Raw genomic sequence first — 22,078 nt, 5'->3', positions numbered from 1 at the left:
TTTAACACATTGGAAAAAGCTCGCCATCTGTCGGAGCACAATTAAAGAGAGAAACCGTGAGGAAAAAGAGATGATGTTACGGCACAGAGACAGTGTCGGCCGCGGTGGCAGCATCAGGAGGGAAGGGGCGTGCGAGGGGGAAGACCGGCAGGAGTATCCTACCGGCCGAAGTAATCCTTAACGGAGATGCCCAGGCGCTTCAGCATGGTCTGGAAGTTGGGGCGCAGCATTCCGGTTTCCTCGGCGGCACGGGAGATGTTCCAGTTGTTGCGCTTCAAGGCCTGGATCACGAACGCTTTCTCGACATTCTCGACCGAGCGGTCGCGGATGTGACGTTTCATCTCCTTGAGGGCCTCGGCGTTGGTCGGGACGAAGCCGTCGAACCCGGTGCTGCAGACCTCGGCCGCTTCGCCCAATTCCAGGTTTTCCTTCTGGATCACGTCCCCCTCGCACAGGACCACGGCCCGTTCGATGGTGTTCACGAGTTCACGGACGTTGCCGGGGTAGGAGTAGTTCTCCAGGAAGTGCATCGCGTCCGGAGAGATCCCCCGCACGTCCTTGCCGACCTCCTCGACGAACTTGTTCATGAAGTGACGTATCAACAGCGGGATGTCCCCTTTGCGCTCGCGCAGAGGGGGGAGTTCCAGGGGGATGATGTTGAGGCGGAAAAAGAGGTCTTCCCGGAATTTCCCCTCGGCCACCATGGCCTTCAGGCTGCGATTGGTGGCAGCGACGAGGTGGATATTGAAGGAAACGGGTTGGGTGCCGCCGATCGGGGTGACCTGGCGCTCCTGCAGCACGCGCAGGAGTTTCGCCTGGGTGGAGAGGCTGATGTTGGAGACCTCGTCGAGAAAGAGTGTCCCCCCGTCGGCGACCATCAACAGGCCCATCTTGGTCTGCATGGCGCCGGTGAAGGAGCCTTTGACGTGACCGAAAAGTTCGCTTTCCAGGAGGTTTTCAGCGAGGGCGGTGCAATCGACGGCGACGAAGGGCTGGTCGCGCCTGGAGCTGTGCTTGTGGATGGCGCGGGCGGCAACCTCCTTGCCGGTGCCGCTCTCGCCGGTGATCAGGACGGTGCTGTCGGTGGCGGCGACCTGGATGATGCGGCGGTAGACCTTCTGCATCTCCCGGCTTTCCCCGACGAACTCGTCGAAGCCGTGGTGGCAGTCGATCTCCTTCTTCACCACGATATCTTCCACCGTGCTCTTCTTTTGTTCCAGCGCCAGATGCACCTTCTCCAGGATCTGCTCCGGAGTGAAGGGCTTGACGATGTAGTCGACCGTGCCGTTCTTCATAGCCTCGACGGCGGTCTCCACGGTGGCGAAGCCGGTGATCATGATCACCGGAGTGTCCGGTTGCAGTATCTTGACGGCGTTCAACACCTCGAACCCGCTCATGCCCGGCATCTTCAGATCGGTGATGATCAGGTCGAACTGTTTCTGCTGCAAAAGCTCTATGGCAGCGTGCCCATTCTTGGCGGCATCTACGGTGAAGGAATCTCCTTCGAGAATACGTGCCAGGCCTTCCCTGATAACAGACTCATCATCGACGACTAGAATATGCATAGAATCACCATGTTATATCCAGCTATAGATGCACCGTGCCTATCGGTTCTACGAGCCCGCTGAAGCAGGACGGCTCACGCGTCATCCTCTGCCATTGCGAGGTCCCTTCCACGGAGTCCATCCGCTGTATCAATAGCCCACAAAGAAGCCTCTGTCAACAGAAAGACATGAAAATACTTTCACTGCTTTACCTGTGACAGACCTGCTGTTTCGTCTCCCATTGTGGCCGCCGACCGGCTGTAACCGCGCCAACTCACCTGAATTTATTGGTGTATGCCGGAACAATACACCGTACTGATCTCACGTACACATTGAAATCATTACGTTTTTACAGAGCACCCCGGCAAGCCCCCTTCAGAGCATTGCGCAGCATGTATAGGGTCACTATACATTGGGCCGCCCAAGCGCCCCCCAAACCACCACGGACTACCCGACAATAGTATTACAGAACAACTACTTATAAGTTTTAAAAGCAAATGGCACGTTGGATGCTAGGCAAGGTCATCAGACAGGTAAGCTGACCCAGGTTCGCAGACACACCAAAAGAAAGGAGACTATCATGAAGGTTCTATCCGTAACGACAGCCTCGCTGGTGATGGACGGAACCCAGGCAATGGCATCTCCCACCGCAACGCAAACCGGGGGACTCGGCCTGGCTGCCATTATCTTCATCGCATTCATAGCCATGGTGATCCTGTTTCAGCTGGCACCGGGCCTCACCATGTTTCTCCGCATATTGAAAGGGATCTTTTCCACCGAAGCCGAGCAGCGCGCGAAAGAGGTTGCCAAGAACAACAGGACCAGCCTATGACCGCTGGCCGGCTGGCGGGGCGAGACTTCCGCCGGCGCGCCGCCCGGTGTCGGCGGCGCGGCCAACCTACAGCGGAACCGATGCTCCCAGCCGTGTGAGGGTAAAGCTATGCAAGGACTTCTCATCGTGGACGAAGACATGGACTGCAGAAAACAGATGGCCGAGATGTTCATCGAGTCCGGCTACAACGTGATCGTCACCAATTCCATAGAAAGTGCCGTTTCCGGGATCCTGAAAAGAACCGCCCAGGTCGTGCTTTTGGGCACCAAGTTCGATGAGTTCTCCGCTTCGGAGATCATCCCGCTTTTGAAACAATGCAACCGCAAGCTCTCCATCATTCTCATAGCCGCCGGCACCTCGCTGCCGCTCTCCAGGAAGCTCAGGAGCGAGGGAATCTTCTACCATGCATTGAAACCGGTAAACGCCGAGGACCGCGCCGAGATCAGACAGGCGGTACAGTGTGCCTTCGAAAGCCTCAAGTTGCAGATGGCGTAAGGGTAACAAAGGGGGCCGGCACCGAGCCGCCCCGAAGATAAACGGACCGAGTCTTTCCCATCAAAGCGTCAAAAGGAGGAAGTTATGAAAACCAAGATGCGTCTGCCAGCTTTAGTGAACACAGCCATTGTTTTTCTCATGACGACAGCCAACGCTTTCGCCGCCTCTACCAGCAAGGTATTCGTCAGCAAGCTCGGCATCCTGCTGTTCCTGGGCTTCTGTGCCCTGGTGCTGGTGGTCCAGTTAATCCCGGCCCTGATCACCCTCTACGGCATGCTCAAGGGGATCGGCAAGGAACAGGAAAAATCCCCCTCCCGCGTCAAGAGCCACTAGGGGCGATGGAATTCAACCTGATCGCAAAGGAGCCAAGCCATGACACTGGATGCCATAGGACAGATAAAGGAAGTTTTTACGCTGGTGGATTTCTACCAGTACATCAAGGGGGTGGAGTACCTGATCTGCGTCGCCTTCTTCATCGGGTTCCCCATGTTCTACCGCTACCTGCACAAAAAGGAACAGGAAGAAACGAAGGAAGCAGCGCGCCACTAGCATCGGGAAAAGCAGCAAGGGAGTGAGCCTCCCCACTACTACAGAGCCAGGAGAACATGACATGTCCTCTTACAAACATCTTATAGTTGCCGCGCTTTCCATAGGCGCCATATCGGTGTCCTCCCCTGCTGCGCTGCAGTGCGCGCCGGTACCGGACTCCATCACCCTGAACCAGAACGGCAAGCTGTTCAGCCCGTTCACCTTCAACCATGCCAAGCACATCCAGTCGATCAAGGAATGCGCCGACTGCCACCACCACACCACCGGCACCCTGGTACTGGATCCCAACTGCGCCCGCTGCCACCAGAACTCGAGCCCGACCGCCGTGGTCTCCTGCAAGGGTTGCCACTCGGCCACCCCGTTCTCCCCGGAGACCCTGGCCGCCAAGCGCGCCGACAAGCAGCGCTACCACCTGGACAAGATGGGGCTCAAGGGGGCCATGCACCAGAACTGCATCGGTTGCCACAACAAGATGGGCAACGGCCCGACCGGGTGCCAGGACTGCCATCCGCGCACCACAGAGGGCGCAGCCTTCTACAGCACGAACCGCAAGGGAGCCAAACCCGCCCATGCAGAAGAGGAATGAGATGCACCAACTACAGCAGCTCATCATGAATTGAGGAGGAACGCTGATGAAACGAAGAAACTTCCTGAAGGCGTGCCTGATAGGCGGGACCACGATAGCGCTGGGCAAAACCAACAAGGGTTGGGCCAGCGGTTCCTTTGAGGGTTATCCCGAGGCCATGGGTGTCCTGGTCGACACCACCCGCTGCATCGGCTGCCGCAGCTGCGAAGCTGCCTGCAACAAGGAACAGAAACTGCCGGAACCGGATACCTCCTTCGACGATCCGTCGGTATTCGAACACGACCGGCGCCCCACTTCGAAGGCCTACACGGTGGTGAACCGCTACCAGAAAGAGCAACCGTCCGGCCCGGTGTACCGCAAGGTGCAGTGCAACCATTGCAACGAGCCGGCCTGCCTCACCTCCTGCTTCGTTAATGCCTACACGAAGACCAAGGAAGGGGCGGTCATCTACAACTCCAAGGTCTGCGTCGGCTGCCGCAACTGCATGATCGCCTGCCCGTTCAACGTGCCCGGCTACGACTACGACAGCGCGACCAACCCCATCGTCAAGAAATGCATCCTGTGCTACGACACCAGGCTCAAGTACGGCAAGCCGCCGGCATGCGTCGAGATCTGCCCCCAGGAGGCGCTCACCTTCGGGCACCGCGCCGACCTGATCAAGCTGGCGCACGAACGCATCCGCGCCACCCCCGACCGCTACGTGGACCACGTCTACGGCGAGAAGGAAGTCGGCGGCACCAGCTGGCTCTACCTGGCCCCGGTCGGCTTCGACAAGCTGGGCTTCGACACCACGCTCTCCAACGACCCGATCATCTCCAACGTGAAGGATTTCCTCGGCATGGTGCCGATGGTGCTTTCCATCTGGCCGGCGCTCTTCTCCGGCATCCACCTGCTGGCCAAGCACGAGGAGCAGGGCGGGCATGGGCATGATACCGATTCCAACCAGGAGGATACCAAGCCATGAAAAAAATGATCCAGCACGGTTTGGCAATAGTGGACTCACCTTACGACGAGGACGGCAAGAAGCGCACGCTGCTCAACAAGCTCCTTTTGGGGCTCACCCCGAGCCAGTACCTGCTGCAGGCCTTCCGGAACCCGTTCAACTGGATCCTGGGCGCGATCTTCGCCATCGGCATCCCGATCCTGATCGGCCGGTTCTTCTTCGGGTTGGCCTGGGCCACCAGCGGCTCCAACGACTACCCCTGGGGCCTCTTCCTTGGTTTCGGCCTCTTCGCCATGGTGCCGCTCTCCTCCTCGGGCTTCCAGCTGGGCACCGCCTGCGAGATCTTCGGCAGGCATGACCTGGAGCCGATCGAGCGCCTGGCGCTATTGAACGGCCTCCTGGGCTACTTCTTCGCGGTCATGTACCTGTTGGCCGACCTGGGGCAGCCCTGGCGCCTCCCCTACCCGATGGTGGTCTCCTTCGGCCCCGCCGCGGTACTGTTCCTGGTTGCCTGGCACGTCGCCACCTACCTCTCGGTGCAGGTCGCCGAGGTGTCGAGTGCCTTCTTCGAGTGGATCGGCTTCCCTGCCGGCAAGCGCGCCATCCGCAGGATCACCCTGGGTCTCACCGTTTCCGGTATCATCCTGTCCACCCTGCACCAGGGTGCGCTGGGTGCGCTCTTCACCTACGCACCGGGCAAGGTACATCCGCTTTGGTACTCCTCCTCGTTCCAGTGGCTGCACTTCTTCGTCTCCTCGCTGCCGGGCGGCCTGTGCATGGTGATCACGGTGAGCACCATCGCGGCCAAGACCATGGCATGGCGCGGCGACCACCGCTTCCATGAGAAACTGGACAAGGTAACCGTGTCGCTCGCCAAGGGCGCCTGCATGGGGATCGCCACCTACATCACCATCAAGCTGATCGCCATCGCTCACGACAACAAGTGGGCCTACCTGGACACCGGCTGGGGACAGTGGTTCATGTTCGAGATCATCGTCGGCTTCATGCTGCCGCTTACCCTGATGACTTACGGCGTGCACACGAGGAAGATGAACGTCGTGCGCCTGGGCGCCTTTATGACCGTATTCGGCGTGGTGCTAAACCGGGTCAACACCGCCATGATCACCTTCAACTGGAAACTGCCGCACCGCGAGATCCCCCCCTGGCGCGAGGTGATCATCAGCCTGACCATCTTCGCCACCTACATCGTGGTGTACCGCTTCATCCTGTACCGGCTGCCGATCCTGTTCAAATGGCGCCAGCAGGAACAGGAAGAGACCGTGCCCGAGGCGGTGCCGGTACCGGCACTGGGCAGGCGCGAACCGAGCAGGGTTCCCGTGGCGAGCTACAGCAGCATGACCAAGCTGGACTAGCAGGATCGATGAAGGGGGCGCTGCCGCGGTAAGGGCGGCGCCCCTGGAAGGTGTCATCACTCAGGCGTTTATGGGGACAGGCACCTGACGGAGCCAGTCCCCTCGAGGGCAACGCAGCAAGGGCTGGTTCAAAGAGGCAAGTGCGGCACAGCGGGGCTGACGGGGAAGCAATCCGGCAACCCAGATTGGAGATGGAGCCATGTTCGACAAGATCGCAGGAAGGGCCTTGGTTCCCGTAGGGATAGTGGTTACCGGATTTCTGGTGGTCTGCTTCGTGCTCCTTTACGCGGCCATCAAACAGGTGGTGATCCGGGATTCCATCACGCAGGCCAACAACCTGGCCGGCATCGTGCTGAAGTCCACCCGTTACGCCATGATGAAGTCGGACTCGGAGCTCAACGGCGCCATCATCCGCAACATCAGCGCCCAAAACGGGGTGCAGCATGTGCGCATCTTCAACAAGCGGGGAGTGGTGGCCTTCTCCTCCAAGCCGGAGGAACTGAACCGCCAGGTGGACAAGAAGGCAGAAGGGTGCGTGGTCTGCCACGAGAAGGCGGCGCCGATCACCACGCTGGGGACCATGCAGAAGGCGCGCACCTTCAAGAATGCCGCCGGTGACGAGATCCTGGCCATAACGGCCCCCATCTACAACGAGCCTGAATGCGCCAACGCCGCCTGCCACTTCCACCCGGCCGAACAGCGCGTGCTGGGAACGCTGGACATCGGACTGTCACAGGAAGCAACGTTGCACTCTCTGGCACTGATCAAGATGCAGATGCTGATCTTCTCCATCCTGACCCTGTTCCTCACTATCGCAGGAGTGATAACGCTGTTAAAGATGATCGTGCTGGTTCCGATGAGGAAGCTGCAGGAGTACACTGAGAGGAGCGAGGAAGGAAACGGCACATCCCGGCCGCCGCACCTTCCCTATGAGCTTGACAAGATCGCACAATCTTACTACTTTATCAGAGCCAAATTAAACGAAATTGAGCAAAAGCCTTTCCAGGCGACGGAGCACGATCCCGTCTGTCAGCACAAGTGACCTTTATCGTAGGTGGGGACTGGCTACGCAGGTGCCTGTCCCCTTCAGAGAGTCGAGCGAGCGATGGAACAGGCGGAAAACAACAAGGTGGGGACCGTGGGGGACGTGGCGCGCGACGCGCAGGGACAGTTGCGCCAAGGACTTCTGGATGAGATAGGGAGACTGAGAAGGTTCTCCAACCGGGGACTTTGGGCTCTTTCCTTGTTTCTGCTCTTGAGCACCGTAGCGTGGCGCGACTTCTGGTTTCTGCCCAGGCCCCAGGAAGTGGTCGCGGCGCTGGGAGCCGCCCCCAAGCCGCTCATGATCAGCCTGGTGCTGGTGCTCTACACCTTCTCCGCCATCATACTGAGCCTGTCGCGCATGATGGCCGGTATCCGTCATCCCAGCAGCTTCTGCCACGTCGGCTACCTGGCCGGCTTCTACCTTTTCTACTATTTCGCCGAAGGGCTCCAGGACAACTACTGGGCCGTTTTCGGCGCCGGCTTCACCATCCTGTGCCTGGAAAGCTACCGGATCTGGACCTTCTGCAACGACCAGATCGGCAAGCGCAGCGAGCAGCTCGCCTTCCTGGAGCGAAACGGCAGGATGCCTCCCGAGGAAGACGAAGATTCCCTCTACGACTGACCTTCCCCTTAGTTCTCCGCCGCAGCCACCTTTTCGTAACCGCTGCAGGGCTGCCCGGTCTTCATGCGCGGCACGTCGAGCACCGTGTAGATGGTGCAGCGTCCCTTCTCGTGCAACTTGCAGTCGTCAAAGCTGCAGACCACGTAGGCACGGTCGTTGGGGCCGGTGAGCATCTGCTCCAGCTTTTCGGCGATCTTGTCGTTCTTTCCCGCCAGCGCCGCTATCTGTGCAAGTTTTTCGTCCATGGCATCTCCCGTTGAGAAGTAGCTGGTATTGGACCGCCGCTGAGGCAGAAGACTAGCACCATCCGCCTGCGGCCGCCATAAAAAAAAGGCCCCGCCATGAGACGGGGCCTTTCGTCAGTCACGCCGTCGCGGCGGTTACGCTTTTTCGACCTTCACTTCCACCAGGTTGCAGTTCCCCTTCAGGAGCGCGTTGGCGTTGAGATCGCGGAAGTGCGAGGGGGCGAAGAGCAGGCCGGGCTGCAGCTTGTCGCTGATCCTGGCGGCTGCGGTAAGGGCGCCGGTGCCGGAGGAGAGCTTGACGTTGGCGCCGTCGGAGATGCCCAGTGCCGACGCGTCAACGGGGTGCAGTTCCACGAAGCCGGCCGGAGCCACGTCGAGGTTGGCGTCCGAGCGGGTGGTCGAGGTGCCGTTGTGGAACCCGATCGGGCCGACCAGGAGCTGGAACTTCGGCTGGGCCGGTGCCGCGGGCTTGGCGATCGGCGCCAGCGCCGCGTCGTTTCTTGCCGCGCTGCCACCCTTGATGGCGCCGTTGCGGGAGCCGTCGAAAGCCTGGTATGCCTTGGCAGAATCCTTGATCTCCGCCATGACGCCCGCGGGGGTGATCTTCTGGGTGCTGCCGGTCAGCCTGCCGTAGAGATCGGCCAGGATGGCCCAGTCTTCCTTGGCCTGCCCCGGTGCGTCCACGGCCTTGAAGATGGCCTGCACACGGTTGTCCAGCGAGGTGAAGGAGCCGCTCTTCTCGGCTGCGGCGCCTGCCGGCAGCACGACGTGGGCGAACTCGAGGGAATCGCCCTGGAAGACGTCCTGGACCACCAGCAGTTCCAGCTTGCCCAGCGCCTTGCGGATGCGCTGGTTGTCCGGGAGGCCGGACAGATCGCAACCCAGGAGGTAGAGGGCCTTGATGCTCCCCTGCTCGATCCCCTCGACGATGCCCCAGATGTCCTTGCCGTCGGCGCCCGGGGTGACCCCCATGTCCAGCATGCCTACGGTGTTGTTCTTGGCATCGATCGGGAAGACGCCCCCTCCCTGCTCGGTGGCCGAACCGGTGAGGACGGCGAGGTCGGCGAGAGCCGCGATCTTGGCGGAGGCGTCGGCGCTCCTGATCAGGTCGGCGCCGAAGACGATGGCGACGCGGGTCATGCCGGTCATCTGCCGCACCGCGTTCTCCACCGCGGCCACAGTGACGCCGGCCTGCTGGCAGAGTTCGTCCATGGAAAGCTGCGCGAGCCCGTCCCTGATGATCTCGGCGCCGGCCGGAAGGGCCACACCAGCCTCCACCAGCCCCTTCATCAGGGCGTAGATGATCTGGAGTTCGGTTCCGGGGAGGTGCTTCAGGTGCGCGTTGGAGAACTTCCTCAGCTTCACGTCGCGCATGTTCACCAGTACCAGGCGGGCGTCCTTCTTAGAGGCGGCCTTGATGACGCGGTACTCGGCGCCGGTCGCCTCGGCGTTCAGGTCACAGCCGAAGACCAGGATCGCCTGTGCCTCGTCGAGGGCGTCCAGTTGCTTGCTGGCCCCGGTGAAACCGAAGCGGCGCTGCATTTGGGCCTGCGCCTGGGCGAAGCCCAAGCCCGCCTCAGAGTCGAGGTTGGCACTGCCCAGCTCGCTGAAGAGCTTACGGAACAGGAAACTCTCCTCGTTGGTAAGCCTCGGGGAGCCGAGACCCGCCACGGCCTTGCCGCCGTCACGCGCCACGATTTCCTTGAGCTTCGCGGCCGTCGCGGACAGGGCGGTGTCCCAGTCGGTCTTGGCGAGGGCACCGGAGTCGCCGCGCAGCTGCGGGTCGGCAAGGCGCTCGGCGGAGTGCAGGTAGCGGTAGCCGAAGCGGCCATTGATGCAGAGGTTGCCGTTGTTGTAGCTGCTGTCCTCGCTGGTGACCCGCTCCACGCGTCCGTCTTTGGCGTGGTAGTCGATCTGGCAGCCGGCGCCGCAGAAGGCGCAGACGCTGGGGATGCGGTTGAAGGTCCAGGGGCGCCCCTTGAACTTGAAGGGTTTGGTGATCAGCGCGCCGGTCGGGCAGGCCGCGACGCAGTTGCCGCAGAACTCGCAGTTGAGCGGCTTGCCGTCCACCGTGTCGATGATGGCGTCCTCACCCTTGTTGACCACCTCGATGGCGTCGCAGCCGACGATCTCGTGATCCACCTTGACGCACTTCTCACAGAGGATGCAGCGGTTGGGGTCGCTTTCGATGAGCGGCCAGTCGTAGCGGATCTGCTTGCGCTCGAGGATCGCCGAGTAGTCCTGCTTGGTCGCGTTGAGCGCGTAGCAGGAATCCTGCAGATCGCACTCGCCGCCGGCGTCGCAGACCGGGCAGTCCAGCGGGTGGTTCACCAGCATGAGTTCCATGATCTTGCGGCGGGCTTCCCGGAGCGCCGGGGTGTCCGTGGTGACCTCGATCCCCTCTTTGACCGGCGTGTTGCAGGCGGTCATGGTACGCTCCACACCAGCGACCTCTACCGCGCAGACGCGGCAGGCGCCGGTGGGGGAGACCTTCTTGAGCCAGCACAGCGTCGGGATCGTGATCCCTACCGTGGCTGCGGCCTCCAGTATGGTAGTACCTTTCTCGACCTGCACGCTTTTGCCATCAATGGTTAAGCTGACCATATAAAAACCTCAGTATTCGGTGTAATTGAATTCAATAGGTCCGGGTGCTGCTGCCGTTAGACGGCCACCATGGCGACCCGGTAGCAGCGCAGGCACCTTTCGGCCTCCCGCACCGCCTGGCTGTTGGCGTAGCCCAGTTCCACCTCGCAGTAGTTCTTGAAGCTCGCCCTCTCCCTGCCGTGCACCTCCTTCTGGTGCTCGCGCGAGGCGCTGTCCAGCCACTGCACGTCCTCGTTCTTGTCGTAGACGCCGAAGTAGGTGAGGATGTCCTCCATGCGCTCGTCGTCGGTGAGATCGACGCCCTTGCCTTCCAGGTAGCGCTGGATCACCTTGGCGGCGCGGTGACCGTTGCCCACGCAGGCCACGACGGTGAGCGGGCCGATCTCGGCGTCGCCGGAGGCGAAGACCCCGTCACAGTCGGTGATCAGGTTCCTGGAGAGCATGTTGCCCATGCCGTCCTTGAGGTCCTTGCCGTCGTGCCCTTTGAGCGGCACGTACTTGGTGACGATGGTGCTCCACTTGGTGGTGTCGATCCCCGCGTCGGCCGGGATGAAGGAGAGGTCGGCGTCCTGGCCGATGGCCGGGATGATGGTGTCGCACTCGATGATGAACTCGGAGCCCGGCACCGGTTCCGGACGGCGGCGCCCTGAGGCGTCCGGCTCGCCCAGGGCCATCCTGATCAGCTCGACCCCGGTAACCTCGTTGTTCTCGTTGGCGATGACCTTGGTCGGGAGTACCTGGAACTCGAAACGTACCCCTTCCTCGTCCGCCCCGTCGACCTCCCAGACGTCGGCAGGCATCTCGTTACGGGAGCGGCGGTAGACCAGCACCGATTCTTCGGCACCCTCGCGCAGCGCCACCCTGACGCAGTCGATGGCGGTGTTGCCGCCGCCGACCACGAATACTTTCTTGCCCATCCCGGTGGGAAGGCCCAGGTAGACGTTTCTCAGGAAGTCGATACCGCCGGTCAGGAAGCCCTTGTACCCCTTGTCCTCGCCCTCGACGCCCATCGGCTTGGAGCGGTGTGCGCCCGGCGCGAGCAGCACGGCGTCGAACTTCTGCCTCAACTCGTCCAGGGTGATGTCCTTGCCCACCCGGGTGTTGTAGATGATCTCGACGCCCAGCCCCTGGATGATGTCGATGTCGCGCTGCAACAGGTGACGCGGCTGACGGTAGGGGGGGATGCCGACGGCGACCATGCCGCCGCCCAGGGGAAGCGCTTCGTAGATGGTGACCGGGTACCCTTCGAGGGCCATGTAGTAGGCGGCGGCGAGACCTGCCGGGCCTGCGCCCACCACGGCGACCTTCTTGGACTGCTTCGCCTTGGGAGCCATGGGCGGGAGGTGGCCGTGCTGCCACTCGTAGTCGGAGGCGCTGCGCTTGAGCACCATGATGTTGATCGGCTCGTCCACGTTCTTCCTGCGGCAGGCGGTCTCACACGGGTGCGGGCAGACGCGGCCGCAGACCGAAGGAAGCGGCATCGACTCGCGGATGGTCTCCAGCGAATCCCCGAAGCGGTAGTCCTTCACCGACTCGATGTAGGCGGGGATGTCGATGTGGGCCGGGCACTTGTCCATGCAGGGGGCCGTGTACTTCTCGATGTAGCGGAATTCCGAGGAGAGGCTCTTGGCGCCGCGGATGTAGTTCACGAAGGCATCGCGGAAGTGGGTCACCGCGTCGATGACCGGGACCGCGGAGCTCGGGCAGAGGGTGCACTTGCAGTGCGACAGCACGCTGCCGACGTCGAGGATGGTGTCCAGATCCTCTTCCTTGCCGTGCCCCTCCATGATCCCGGAGAGGGCGTCCATGATGACGCGGGTCCCTTTCTTGCCGGGGGTGCACTTGCCGCAGACATACTTGGCCTGCACCCGCTTCATGTACTCGGCGACCATGGCGGGGATATCGACATCCTTGTTGTACAAAATGATGCCATCCCAGCCGATGAAAGCCGAAAGCGGCCGCTCCCCGTCGTAGGTGGCGGGCAGTTTGAAGGAGACATCCTTCTTCTCGCCCCCCTTGCGGTTGTCAACTATGTTTCTGCCCCAGCTGGAAAAAACTACCTCTGCCACTTAGGCCTCCGAAATAGCTGTAAAATTGGCCGCATTATCGGCTAAATATTTACATTTATTAAGTAAATTGTCCGGTGCACATTGTATACAGTATCCAGTTTTTACCACATCACTCGGCTCTAATCAAGCGAAAAATCATTCGGATTATCGCTGTGGTAGGGCGTATACGACAAGCGCCAACCGCGGCGCCGGGCGCCCTTTCGCATAGCTGCAATTAATGGTTGTTTTTGTGCGCGATAGGCCCTAACATCGCCCCCAGCACGGCGCGACGCGCCCCCTTAAAGAATTCAACTTTTTGCTGGAGGCGCCGATACTTAATCTGGAAGCGCCCATGAAGGCCCTGTGGGCGTCACCGGAGGGGGTCATGGAGACCGACATTCTCGACGGCACCGGCCTCAAACTACAACTGAGCCCGGACCAGAAACACCTGCAGGCGCAGTACACCCCGGTCACCCAGCGGCGCGCCCTGGACGCCGGGCAGCTGCGCGAGGCGATCGAGGCGCTCGGGTACGGGGAGCTGTTTGTCTCCCAGGACGCCCTGGAGCAGCTGCTGCAGCGCTGCGCCGTCTCCCCGGTCAGCTTCACGCTGCAGGTCGGAGAGCGACGCGACGCCACCCTCGCAGTTCAGCTCTCCGACGACATGATGACCGCCACCATGACCATCCAGCCCGCCTACGGCGGACACCGCATCACCCGGGAAGAAGTGGAACAGGCGCTGTCCCGGGCCGGCGTGGTCTGCGGCATCCTCTATGACGATATCGACGCGGCGCTCGCCGCCGGCGAGGCCAGCAAGGTGGTCATCGCCCAGGGAACCCCGCCGGTCCCCGGGGAGGACAGCCAGTTCATCAGCCTGGTTCCCGAGATGGCGGCCCAGATGCCCCAGCTCTCCGACGACGACACCGCCGACTACAGAAACCTGGGCGACATCGTCAGCGTGAGCCTGGGCGACCCGCTCCTGCGGCGCACCCACCCCACCCCGGGGGTCCCAGGGGTGAACCTGCTCGGGGTGGAGTTGCCCACGACCGACGGGGTGGACCTCCCCTTCGCGGACAACCTGACCGGCATCGCCTGCGACCTCAAGGATTGCGACCTGCTGGTCGCCGCCATTTCCGGTTACCCGGTGATCGTGCCGCGCGGCGTCAACGTAGATCCCGTGTTCAAGCTGAAGCGGGTCGACCTCTCGACAGGAAACCTCCGCTTCAAGGGTTCCCTGGAGATCTCCGGCGACGTCAGCGAAGGGATGGAGGTGACCGCGACCGAGGACATCACGGTGGGCGGGGTGGTGGAAGCCGCCCGGGTCAAGGCGGGAGGCAACATCGTCATCCAAGGTGGCGTCATCGGCCACGGCCATGCCACCCAGCCGGGCAAGATGGTGAGCCGCCAGGAGATGGCACAGCTGGAGGCGGGAGGGACCGTGACCGTCCAGTTCGCCGAAAATGCGGCCATCAGCGCCTGCGGCGACATCGTCATCCGCGAGCTCGCCATGCAGAGCGATCTCACCTCCGGCGGCAGCATCCTGGTCGGCGAAAGGGGTGGGCGCAAGGGGCACATCATCGGCGGGATCTGCCGCGCCGTGTCCCTGGTGCATGCGGTGGTGATCGGCTCCCACGCCGGGGTCCCCACCCTGATCGAGGTAGGCATCGACCCGGCCCTGAACCGGAAACTGGAGATGGTGCAGGAAAACCTGGTCGAGAAGCAGCGCCAACTGGACGAACTCACCAAGACCCTCGCCTACGTCAAGGAGAACCCCGGCAGCATGGACGCGGGGTTATTGAATCTGAAGCAGCGCATCTACACCAAGTGCCAGGGAGAGCTGGCCGAGTTGACCGGCGAGAAGAAGCGCCTGCAAAAGAGAATGGAGATCAACGCCCAGGCCCGGGTCGAGGTGGAGCGCGACGCCTTCCTCGGCGCGCAGATCAGGATCGGCTCCAGCACTATGCTGGTCGAGGAAGATCTGACCAACCCGACCTTCACCCTGGGCGAGGAAGGAATAGCATACTGAAAGGAACAACGACGGCATGCGCATCATAGGACTCACCGGCGGGATCGCATCAGGCAAGACCAGCGCGGCGCACCTCTTCGAAGAACTGGGAGCGGCGGTGATCGACGCCGACCAGTTGGCGCGGGAGGTGGTGCAGCCTGGCGAGGAGGCCCTGGCGCAGATCGCAACGAGCTTCGGGGCTAAGGTGCTGAACCCCGACGGCACCCTGAACCGGGCCGCCTTGGGTGAGATCGTCTTCGCCGACCCGGCCGCCCGGCGCACTTTGGAAGGGATCACCCATCCCGCCATCAAAAAGCGGGCCGAGGAGAAACTGGAACGCCTCCGGCAGGCAGGCACCGGCACCGCCTTCTACGTCGCCCCCCTGCTCTTCGAGGCCGGCATCACCTCGCGTGTCCACGAGGTCTGGGTGGTGTACCTGGACCGCGAGACCCAGATTGATCGCCTGATGGCGCGCGACGGCCTCACCCGGGAAGCGGCGCTCTCCCGCATCGCCTCGCAGATGCCGATGGAAGAAAAGAAGAAACTGGGCAAGATCGTCATCGACAACCGCGGCAGCAGGGAAGAGCTGGAGGCGCAGGTACGCAGGCTCTGGCGCGAGGAGATAGCGGAGCGGGAGTGAGAGACGGGCGGCGGTCCGGGGGAAGAAGGAAGTGCGAATGAAAAAGGCCCCGAGGGAAACGGGGCCTTCTTTTTATCTCAATCTTAATCTTTATCTTAGTCTTGATCTGCCTACTTGTGGTAGCCCAGCTTGTGCGAGATCTCCTCGCCGGAGCGGATCACCAGCGGGATCAGTTCCTTCTCCAGGCGCTCGTCGGTGAAGCGCATCGAGGGGCCGGAGATGCTCACCGCGCCGATGATGCGGCGGGTGTAGTCGCGGATCGGAGCGCCGACGCACTTCACGCCGACATCCATCTCCTCGTCGTCGATGGCGTAGCCCTGCTCGGCGATCACCTTGAGGTGCTTCTTGAGCTCCTCGCGGTCGGTGACGGTCTTCGGGGTGTAGCGCTTCATCTCTTTGGTGGGGAGGTAGTTCTCCAGTTCCTCGTCGGTCATGTAGGCGATCTGGACCTTGCCGGCTGCGGTGCAGTAGGCGGGGAGGCGGGCGCCGACGCGGGGCACGACCCTGACGGTCAGGTCGGTTTCCACCACGTCCAGGTAGACGATGTGGAACTCCTTGAGGATGGCCACGTAGGTGGTCTCGTTGCACTCCTTGACCAGCGCCTCGAGCACCGGGCGGGACTGGCGCAACAGGCCCATCTGCTTAATGAAGGTCTGCCCCAGCTCCAGGGTCTTGAGCCCGAGCCGGTAGTTTTCAGTGACCTTGTTCTGCTCTATGTAGTTCCGCGATTCCAGGGTAGCCAGAAGGCGGAAAACGTTGTTCTTGTGAAGCTTCAGCCTCTTGCTCAGCTCGGTCACGCCCAGTTCGTCCACCTCGTCGTGGAACTGTTCCAGGAGGTCGAGTGCATGGGAGACGGCCTGAATGATGTACTCAGATTTCTCTTTTTTCGCCATTGGCTGCACCTATGAATATCAGGAAAAATTTCAAACAACATTAACTAGGCCATTTGATAAGCCGTGTCAAGAAAATTAATCGCTTGATAAACGCTTTTAATGTGTTTAAACTCGCCGTACCGCCCGCCCCCCTGAACCCGCCCAGCCAGAGGAGCGGTAAAACAGCTTCTACGGGTAAAGTCGGCAGGATGCAGCTGCGGATAGTGTCATACAAGCAAAATATAGAATTATGTTCTAGAAATGTCAAGCAACAAGACGCTTGCAACAATGCGATCTTGACGACCTGGCGCCCGGGCATCGGCGCCGGCAAATCGGCGGAGAGCCACCGTGCGCCTCAACCTGATTTCCAAGCTTGCCCTGGCCACCGGGCTGGTGCTTTTGTGCACCATGGCCCTGTTCGCCTACCTGAACCTGAGAAGCCTCAAGGGGCTCTTGCTGCAGGAGACCATCTCCGAAGCGGACCGCATCACCGAGACCATCATCCGCACCACCCATAACCAGATGCTCCGGGACGACCGCCCCCTGTTCTACAAGACCATCGAGGAGATCGGCAACCAGCAGGGGGTGGAGCGGATCCGGCTCATCAACAAGACCGGGCGCATCATCTTTTCCACTGACGACTCCGAGACCGGGACCGTGCTCGGCAAGCACTCCGAGATCTGCGCCGTCTGCCACGGCGGACCGGAGCTGCTCCTTACCGCCTCCTCCAAAAACCGCAGCCGCCGCTTCTACGGCAAGTCCGGCGCCGAGTTCCTCGGCATCACCAACGCCATCTACAACGAGGAGAGTTGCTACATCGCGAGCTGCCACTTCCACCCCGAGAAGTTCAAGGTGCTGGGCGTGCTCGACGTCGTGGTGCCGCTGGACCGGATGCACTCCCTCTTGGACGCCTACCGCAGCCGCATGCTGCTCCTTACCCTGCTCCTGATCACCCTCACCTCGCTAAGCCTCACCTATTTCACCCAAAAGCTGGTGAACCGCCCGGTGCGGGAACTGTTGGAGCACACCCAGATGCTGGCGCGGGGCGAGTTGGACGGCCTGGTGCACAGCTTCGCCCACGACGAACTGGGGGAACTGGCCGACTCGTTCAACACCATGACCGTGAACCTTAAGAAGGCGCGGCAGGAGCTGGAGGGGTGGGGACGCGACCTGGAACTGATAGTGCAGCAAAGGACCCAGGAGATCACCCGGATGCAGGCGCAGCTGATCCGCTCGGAGAAACTCGCCTCGCTGGGGGAACTGGTGGCCGGCATCGCCCACGAAATCAACAACCCGCTCACCGGCATCCTGGTGTTCGCCTCCCTGATCCAGAGTAACCCCAAGCTCGACCCGGCCCTCAAAAACGACATAGAGACGGTGCTTCGGGAAACCAAGCGCTGCGCCGGCATCGTCAAGGGACTTTTGGAATTCGCCCGCTGCGCGCCACCGCAGAAGGCCCCCTGCTCACTGAACGATATCTCGGACGCTGCGCTGGAGCTGGTCCGGCACCAGACCCTGTTCCAGGACGTCACCATTGCCCGCAACTACTCGGGGCGCATCCCGCAACTTTTGCTCGACCCGAACCAGATCGAGCAGGTCCTGGTGAACATGCTGGTCAACGCCGGCCACGCCCTGCGCGGCGAGGGGATCGTGATGGTCGTCACCGGCCTCGACCCGGCGCAAAGGATGGCCTTCATCAAGATCAGCGACAACGGCTGCGGCATCCCCGAGGCGAACCTGGACCGCATCTTCGACCCCTTCTTCACCACCAAGTCCAACAAGGGGACCGGCCTCGGGCTCTCCGTCTCCTACGGCATCATCCAGGAGCACGGCGGGCACATCGAGGTGCAAAGCCAGGAGGGTACCGGCACCACCTTCACCATCCTCTTCCCCATCCCCGAAGCGGACGCTACCGCCCCCACCCCCACGGAACCAGCGGGCACCAAACTTCCGGCCGCACCGGGGAGCGCGTAAAGCCGTATACAAACCCGACATTTGGCCTCCACCCTCCCCCTCCCGGCACCCCGCACGGAGCTTAACTGCGCGGAAGAAAACGATTGACAGCGGGGGGCCGTATTGTTAGTTTACGGTCGGGCCACGCCCGGCTCGCCGCGGCCGGCCCGGCCAGCCCCAACGTCATGCAGGACCGGAGCAGCAGTGAACATCACCACCAACGGCGAAGCCGTATCGATCGATCCCCTTACCGTTCAGCAGTACCTGGTCTCCCTCGGCATCGACCCGCGCCGCGTTGCGGTCGAGTTGAACATGGACATCCTCCCCAAGGCGCAGTACGAGACCACCCTGCTCAAGGAAGGGGACGCCCTGGAGATCGTCCATTTCGTGGGAGGGGGCGCCCCGCGCGGCTAGCCCCCTGGGCGACCCAGCCGCCGTCTCCGGCACACCTTTGGTCCCGCGGCAGCGGGGCCTCAAGCCGACCATCTGACAAGACGCTACCGATTGGAGAACAGTGATGCCTTTAACAAGTGACAAGCTCGTCATCGCAGGACGCGAATTCGACTCCCGCCTCATGGTCGGGACCGGCAAATACGCCGACTTCCACCAGATGGTGCGCGCCATCGAGGTTTCCGGCGCCCAGATCATCACCGTTGCCGTGCGCCGCGTGAACATTTCGGACCGGAGCAAGGAATCGCTCCTGGACCACATCGACCTGAAGAAATACACCCTGCTCCCCAACACCGCCGGCTGCTACACCGCCGACGACGCCATCCGCACCTGTCGACTGGCCCGCGAGGCGGGGCTCTCCGACTTCGTGAAGCTCGAGGTGCTCGGCGACGAGAAGACGCTCTTCCCCAACAACGAGGAACTTTTGAAGGCGGCCAAGGTGCTCATCGCCGAAGGTTTCACCGTGCTCCCCTACACCAGCGACGATCCCATCATCTGCAAGAAGCTGGAGGACATGGGGTGCGCCGCCGTGATGCCGCTGGGGGCACCCATCGGCTCCGGCCTGGGGATCCGCAACCCGTACAACATCCAGATCATCCTGGAGACGGTCAAGGTTCCGGTCATCGTCGACGCCGGCGTGGGCACCGCCTCGGACGCGGCCATCGCCATGGAGCTTGGCTGCGACGGCGTACTCATGAACACCGCCATCGCCGGCGCCCAGGATCCGGTCGCCATGGCCGAGGCCATGAACCTCGCCGTCCGCGCCGGCAGGCTCGCCTACCGCGCCGGCCGTATCCCGAGGAAGCTCTACGCCACCGCATCCTCCCCGCTGGCGGGGCTGATCGCGTGAAAGGGCTCGATTCCCCCTGGATCGACTTCAACCTCTACCTGATCACCGGGCGCGGCGAGACCCTCGGCCGCAACCTGGAGTTCGTGGTCGAAGAGGCCCTCAGGGGGGGCGTGCGCGCCGTGCAGTTGCGGGACAAAGGGGCGGCCAGCACCAAGGAACTCTACGAGACCGCCCAGGAACTGCGCCGCCTCACCTCCCGCTACGGCGCCAAGCTCCTCATCAACGACCGTGTCGACGTGGCGCTCGCGGTGGACGCGGACGGGGTGCACATCGGCAGCTCCAGCCTGCCGCTGTACAAGGTGAGGAAGCTCCTGGGCGAACGCAAGCTCATCGGCGTCTCCTGCCATAACCAGACCCAGGCCGTCACGGCCCAGGAGATGGGGGCCGACTTCATCACCTTCGGCCCGGTCTACTACACCCCCAGCAAGGCCGAGTACGGCGGACCTGTGGGGGTCGAGAAGCTGAACACTGTGGCGCAGCTGCTGCAGATCCCGGTGTTCGCCCTGGGGGGAGTGAACCTGGACAACTGCGCTGAAGTCGTCGCCGGAGAGGCACGCGGCATCGCGCTGATCTCGGCCATCCTCTCAGCGCCGGACCCGCGCGACGCTGCCAAGAGGCTTCTGGCCCTGCTTCCCCCAATCGAGGAGCACCACGTCTAGATGACACTCGGCGAACCCATCCATAGCGAACTGCGCATCAACTCCTACGGCTCGTACCTCAGGCGCCGCTTCGGCTGCCGCGTCAGCAAAGTGAACGTGGACGGCGGCTTCACCTGCCCCAACCGCGACGGCAGCCGCGGCACCGGTGGCTGCATCTACTGCGACAACAGTTCCTTCTCCCCCAAGGAGACCCAGGCGCTGATCCCGGTCGAGGAGCAGATGGCCGCCGGCATGGCCTACCACCGCGCGCGCCTGGGGAGCGACAAGTTCATCGTCTACTTCCAGAAGTACACCAATACCTACGGCCCCGTGGACAAGCTCGCCGACCTGTACCGGCGCGCCCTGGCCCACCCCGACGTGCTGGGGATCTCGGTGGGAACCCGCCCCGATTCGCTGAGCCCCGCCGCCATAGAGCTTTTGACCGACCTGGCCCGCGAGCACTACGTCTGCGTGGAGCTCGGCCTGCAGTCCATGGACGACGCCATCCTGACCCGGATCAACCGCGGCCACACCCTGGCCGAGTACCTGGACGCGGTGCAGCGCCTCTCCGGCCGCGGCCTGGAGATCTGCACCCACCTGATCTACGGCTTCCCCGGCGAGACCAGGAGCGGCTTCCTGAAGACCGCCCGCCTGATCGCCTCGCTGCCGGTCAACTCGGTGAAACTGCACCAACTGCACGCCGTCGAGAATACCCGGCTCGCGGAGATGTACCGGGACGGGAGCTGGCAGCCGATCGGCATCGACGAATATGTGGCGACCGCCTGCGATTTCCTGGAGGAGCTCCCGGCGCGGGTCACGGTGCAGCGACTGTACGGCTCGGCGCCCCTTTCCATCCGGGTCGCGCCGAACTGGAACCTGAAGAACAACCAGATGTGGTACGCCGTGATCAACGAGCTGAGAAGGCGCGGCAGCTGGCAGGGATGCCGGCTCGCCAGCGAGGTCAGGGCGGCCTGAACAGGAGAATCATGAAAACGGCACAACTGATCGGAAGCGCGGAGCCGGTACGGATCGGCAAGATCCTCTGCATCGGGCGCAACTACGCGGACCACATCAAGGAGCTGGGCAACGAGACCCCGGAGCGCCCGGTGATCTTCACCAAGCCCGCCACCAGCGTGATCGGCGCGGGTGAGGAGATCGTGATCCCCTCCTACTCCAGCGACTGCCACCACGAGGCGGAGCTGGCGCTTCTGATCGGCAGGGAGGGGCGCGACATCCCGGCCGCCGATGCCCTCTCCTACCTGGCGGGGTACGCCGTCGCCATCGACCTGACCCTGAGGGACGTGCAGGCGGAACTGAAGCAGAAGGGGCTCCCCTGGGACATCGCCAAGGGGTTCGACACCGCCTGCCCGCTCTCCCCGTTCGTTCCGGCCGCGCAGGTCGCCGACCCGCACCAGCTGCGCATCACGCTCACCGTGAACGGCGAAAAGCGCCAGGACGGCGGCACGGATCTCATGATCCACCGCATCCCCGAGCTGTTGAGCTACCTCTCCTCCATCTTCACGCTGGAGCCGGGCGACCTGGTGCTGACCGGCACGCCCGCCGGGGTGGGCCCGATCAAGAGCGGCGACCGCGTCGTTGCCGAGATCGCCGGGGTGGGGAGTATCGCGGTCTCGGTACGGTAGCTGGCTTCACCCAACAAAGGAGGTTTGCATATGACCAACGAGAAAAGCTGCCCCGACTGCCAGGGGCTCATGATCCTGATGCCCGGCTGAGGTGGCCTCTTCTGGCGGTGCCAGAAGTGTGGCAAGAAACTGCCCCTGAGCGGAG

At 62.4% G+C, this 22,078-nt stretch carries 22 protein-coding genes; 17 read left to right on the top strand and 5 right to left on the bottom strand.

Translation table 11 applies throughout. The annotated features are described in order from the left end of the window. Window positions 1-158 precede the first annotated feature (158 nt). On the bottom strand, window positions 159-1,565 hold the full coding sequence (locus JFN91_RS11630) for a sigma-54-dependent transcriptional regulator (RefSeq protein WP_199389358.1): 1,407 nt from the start codon (window positions 1,563-1,565) through the stop codon (window positions 159-161). A gap of 559 nt (window positions 1,566-2,124) precedes the next feature. Here JFN91_RS11630 and JFN91_RS11625 point away from each other — a divergent pair. The 9 genes from JFN91_RS11625 (at window position 2,125) to JFN91_RS11585 (ending at window position 7,988) form a co-directional block, all read left to right on the top strand. After that, window positions 2,125-2,376 carry a hypothetical protein gene (locus JFN91_RS11625; protein ID WP_199389357.1) on the top strand — a complete coding sequence of 84 codons (252 nt, stop codon included), beginning with the start codon at window positions 2,125-2,127 and terminating at the stop codon, window positions 2,374-2,376. 108 nt (window positions 2,377-2,484) lie between these two features. After that, the gene (locus JFN91_RS11620; protein WP_183345652.1) at window positions 2,485-2,871 is read left to right on the top strand and encodes a response regulator; all 387 of its coding nucleotides are present in this window, start codon (window positions 2,485-2,487) and stop codon (window positions 2,869-2,871) included. An 84-nt stretch (window positions 2,872-2,955) separates the two neighbouring features. Continuing rightward, entirely contained in the window at window positions 2,956-3,204 is a 249-nt protein-coding gene (locus tag JFN91_RS11615; protein ID WP_199389356.1) for a hypothetical protein, read from the top strand. A gap of 39 nt (window positions 3,205-3,243) precedes the next feature. Beyond that, entirely contained in the window at window positions 3,244-3,420 is a 177-nt protein-coding gene (locus JFN91_RS11610) for a hypothetical protein (RefSeq protein ID WP_199389355.1), read from the top strand. Window positions 3,421-3,481: 61 nt separating this feature from the next. Beyond that, window positions 3,482-4,006 carry a cytochrome c3 family protein gene (locus JFN91_RS11605; protein WP_199389354.1) on the top strand — a complete coding sequence of 175 codons (525 nt, stop codon included), beginning with the start codon at window positions 3,482-3,484 and terminating at the stop codon, window positions 4,004-4,006. Between the two features lie 46 nt (window positions 4,007-4,052). Then, window positions 4,053-4,970 (top strand): 4Fe-4S dicluster domain-containing protein, encoded by a 918-nt coding sequence (locus JFN91_RS11600; protein WP_199389353.1) that lies wholly within the window; start codon window positions 4,053-4,055, stop codon window positions 4,968-4,970. Then, window positions 4,967-6,322, top strand: coding sequence for a polysulfide reductase NrfD family protein (locus JFN91_RS11595; protein WP_199389352.1), 1,356 nt, complete (start codon window positions 4,967-4,969; stop codon window positions 6,320-6,322). The genes JFN91_RS11600 and JFN91_RS11595 overlap by 4 nt, the downstream gene beginning before the upstream one ends. A 199-nt stretch (window positions 6,323-6,521) precedes the next feature. Beyond that, window positions 6,522-7,364, top strand: coding sequence for a cytochrome C (locus JFN91_RS11590; RefSeq protein ID WP_199389351.1), 843 nt, complete (start codon window positions 6,522-6,524; stop codon window positions 7,362-7,364). Window positions 7,365-7,427: 63 nt separating this feature from the next. Next, window positions 7,428-7,988, top strand: a complete 561-nt coding sequence (locus JFN91_RS11585) for a menaquinol oxidoreductase (protein WP_199389350.1) — start codon at window positions 7,428-7,430, stop codon at window positions 7,986-7,988. Between the two features lie 8 nt (window positions 7,989-7,996). On the opposite strand, the gene JFN91_RS11580 is transcribed toward JFN91_RS11585, so the two are convergent. The 3 genes from JFN91_RS11580 to JFN91_RS11570 form a co-directional block, all read right to left on the bottom strand. Then, window positions 7,997-8,233: a hypothetical protein gene (locus tag JFN91_RS11580; RefSeq protein WP_183345634.1), complete on the bottom strand. Its 237-nt coding sequence runs from the start codon at window positions 8,231-8,233 to the stop codon at window positions 7,997-7,999. A gap of 135 nt (window positions 8,234-8,368) precedes the next feature. Then, window positions 8,369-10,837 (bottom strand): molybdopterin-dependent oxidoreductase, encoded by a 2,469-nt coding sequence (locus JFN91_RS11575; protein ID WP_199389349.1) that lies wholly within the window; start codon window positions 10,835-10,837, stop codon window positions 8,369-8,371. A 56-nt stretch (window positions 10,838-10,893) separates the two neighbouring features. Then, on the bottom strand, window positions 10,894-12,906 hold the full coding sequence (locus JFN91_RS11570) for an FAD-dependent oxidoreductase (protein ID WP_199389348.1): 2,013 nt from the start codon (window positions 12,904-12,906) through the stop codon (window positions 10,894-10,896). A 364-nt stretch (window positions 12,907-13,270) separates the two neighbouring features. Here JFN91_RS11570 and JFN91_RS11565 point away from each other — a divergent pair, with 364 nt between their 5' ends. Beyond that, on the top strand, window positions 13,271-14,908 hold the full coding sequence (locus tag JFN91_RS11565; protein ID WP_199389347.1) for a DUF342 domain-containing protein: 1,638 nt from the start codon (window positions 13,271-13,273) through the stop codon (window positions 14,906-14,908). Between the two features lie 16 nt (window positions 14,909-14,924). Next, window positions 14,925-15,527 (top strand): dephospho-CoA kinase, encoded by a 603-nt coding sequence (gene coaE, locus JFN91_RS11560; protein ID WP_199389346.1) that lies wholly within the window; start codon window positions 14,925-14,927, stop codon window positions 15,525-15,527. A gap of 110 nt (window positions 15,528-15,637) precedes the next feature. On the opposite strand, the gene JFN91_RS11555 is transcribed toward coaE, so the two are convergent. Further along, window positions 15,638-16,420: an IclR family transcriptional regulator gene (locus tag JFN91_RS11555; RefSeq protein WP_183345626.1), complete on the bottom strand. Its 783-nt coding sequence runs from the start codon at window positions 16,418-16,420 to the stop codon at window positions 15,638-15,640. Window positions 16,421-16,747: 327 nt separating this feature from the next. Here JFN91_RS11555 and JFN91_RS22285 point away from each other — a divergent pair, with 327 nt between their 5' ends. From JFN91_RS22285 to JFN91_RS11525, 6 genes are all read left to right on the top strand, one after another. Further along, window positions 16,748-18,373 carry a sensor histidine kinase gene (locus JFN91_RS22285; RefSeq protein WP_328746822.1) on the top strand — a complete coding sequence of 542 codons (1,626 nt, stop codon included), beginning with the start codon at window positions 16,748-16,750 and terminating at the stop codon, window positions 18,371-18,373. 183 nt (window positions 18,374-18,556) lie between these two features. Further along, window positions 18,557-18,766, top strand: coding sequence for a sulfur carrier protein ThiS (gene thiS, locus JFN91_RS11545; protein ID WP_199389345.1), 210 nt, complete (start codon window positions 18,557-18,559; stop codon window positions 18,764-18,766). Window positions 18,767-18,869: 103 nt separating this feature from the next. Further along, window positions 18,870-19,652: a thiazole synthase gene (locus JFN91_RS11540; RefSeq protein WP_199389344.1), complete on the top strand. Its 783-nt coding sequence runs from the start codon at window positions 18,870-18,872 to the stop codon at window positions 19,650-19,652. Next, on the top strand, window positions 19,649-20,311 hold the full coding sequence (thiE, locus tag JFN91_RS11535; RefSeq protein ID WP_199389343.1) for a thiamine phosphate synthase: 663 nt from the start codon (window positions 19,649-19,651) through the stop codon (window positions 20,309-20,311). Before JFN91_RS11540 ends, thiE begins: the two co-directional genes overlap by 4 nt. Then, window positions 20,312-21,265 (top strand): TIGR01212 family radical SAM protein, encoded by a 954-nt coding sequence (locus JFN91_RS11530; protein ID WP_199389342.1) that lies wholly within the window; start codon window positions 20,312-20,314, stop codon window positions 21,263-21,265. An 11-nt stretch (window positions 21,266-21,276) separates the two neighbouring features. Beyond that, window positions 21,277-21,933, top strand: a complete 657-nt coding sequence (locus JFN91_RS11525; RefSeq protein WP_199389341.1) for a fumarylacetoacetate hydrolase family protein — start codon at window positions 21,277-21,279, stop codon at window positions 21,931-21,933. Window positions 21,934-22,078: the final 145 nt, after the last annotated feature.

Origin of the sequence: Geomonas anaerohicana (assembly GCF_016458305.1) — a bacterium.
Taxonomy (GTDB): domain Bacteria; phylum Desulfobacterota; class Desulfuromonadia; order Geobacterales; family Geobacteraceae; genus Geomonas; species Geomonas anaerohicana.
The sequence above is the reverse complement of the archived record's forward strand: the minus strand, read 5'-3'. Positions and strand labels throughout refer to the sequence as shown.

Bases quoted from the DNA above. Each gene is read 5' to 3' on its own strand.
- JFN91_RS11630 (WP_199389358.1), bottom strand. From the start codon at position 1,565: ATGCATATTCTAGTCGTCGATGATGAGTCTGTTATCAGGGAAGGCCTG.
- JFN91_RS11625 (WP_199389357.1), top strand. From the start codon at position 2,125: ATGAAGGTTCTATCCGTAACGACAGCCTCGCTGGTGATGGACGGAACC.
- JFN91_RS11620 (WP_183345652.1), top strand. From the start codon at position 2,485: ATGCAAGGACTTCTCATCGTGGACGAAGACATGGACTGCAGAAAACAG.
- JFN91_RS11615 (WP_199389356.1), top strand. From the start codon at position 2,956: ATGAAAACCAAGATGCGTCTGCCAGCTTTAGTGAACACAGCCATTGTT.
- JFN91_RS11610 (WP_199389355.1), top strand. From the start codon at position 3,244: ATGACACTGGATGCCATAGGACAGATAAAGGAAGTTTTTACGCTGGTG.
- JFN91_RS11605 (WP_199389354.1), top strand. From the start codon at position 3,482: ATGTCCTCTTACAAACATCTTATAGTTGCCGCGCTTTCCATAGGCGCC.
- JFN91_RS11600 (WP_199389353.1), top strand. From the start codon at position 4,053: ATGAAACGAAGAAACTTCCTGAAGGCGTGCCTGATAGGCGGGACCACG.
- JFN91_RS11595 (WP_199389352.1), top strand. From the start codon at position 4,967: ATGAAAAAAATGATCCAGCACGGTTTGGCAATAGTGGACTCACCTTAC.
- JFN91_RS11590 (WP_199389351.1), top strand. From the start codon at position 6,522: ATGTTCGACAAGATCGCAGGAAGGGCCTTGGTTCCCGTAGGGATAGTG.
- JFN91_RS11585 (WP_199389350.1), top strand. From the start codon at position 7,428: ATGGAACAGGCGGAAAACAACAAGGTGGGGACCGTGGGGGACGTGGCG.
- JFN91_RS11580 (WP_183345634.1), bottom strand. From the start codon at position 8,233: ATGGACGAAAAACTTGCACAGATAGCGGCGCTGGCGGGAAAGAACGAC.
- JFN91_RS11575 (WP_199389349.1), bottom strand. From the start codon at position 10,837: ATGGTCAGCTTAACCATTGATGGCAAAAGCGTGCAGGTCGAGAAAGGT.
- JFN91_RS11565 (WP_199389347.1), top strand. From the start codon at position 13,271: ATGGAGACCGACATTCTCGACGGCACCGGCCTCAAACTACAACTGAGC.
- coaE (WP_199389346.1), top strand. From the start codon at position 14,925: ATGCGCATCATAGGACTCACCGGCGGGATCGCATCAGGCAAGACCAGC.
- JFN91_RS11555 (WP_183345626.1), bottom strand. From the start codon at position 16,420: ATGGCGAAAAAAGAGAAATCTGAGTACATCATTCAGGCCGTCTCCCAT.
- JFN91_RS11540 (WP_199389344.1), top strand. From the start codon at position 18,870: ATGCCTTTAACAAGTGACAAGCTCGTCATCGCAGGACGCGAATTCGAC.
- JFN91_RS11530 (WP_199389342.1), top strand. From the start codon at position 20,312: ATGACACTCGGCGAACCCATCCATAGCGAACTGCGCATCAACTCCTAC.
- JFN91_RS11525 (WP_199389341.1), top strand. From the start codon at position 21,277: ATGAAAACGGCACAACTGATCGGAAGCGCGGAGCCGGTACGGATCGGC.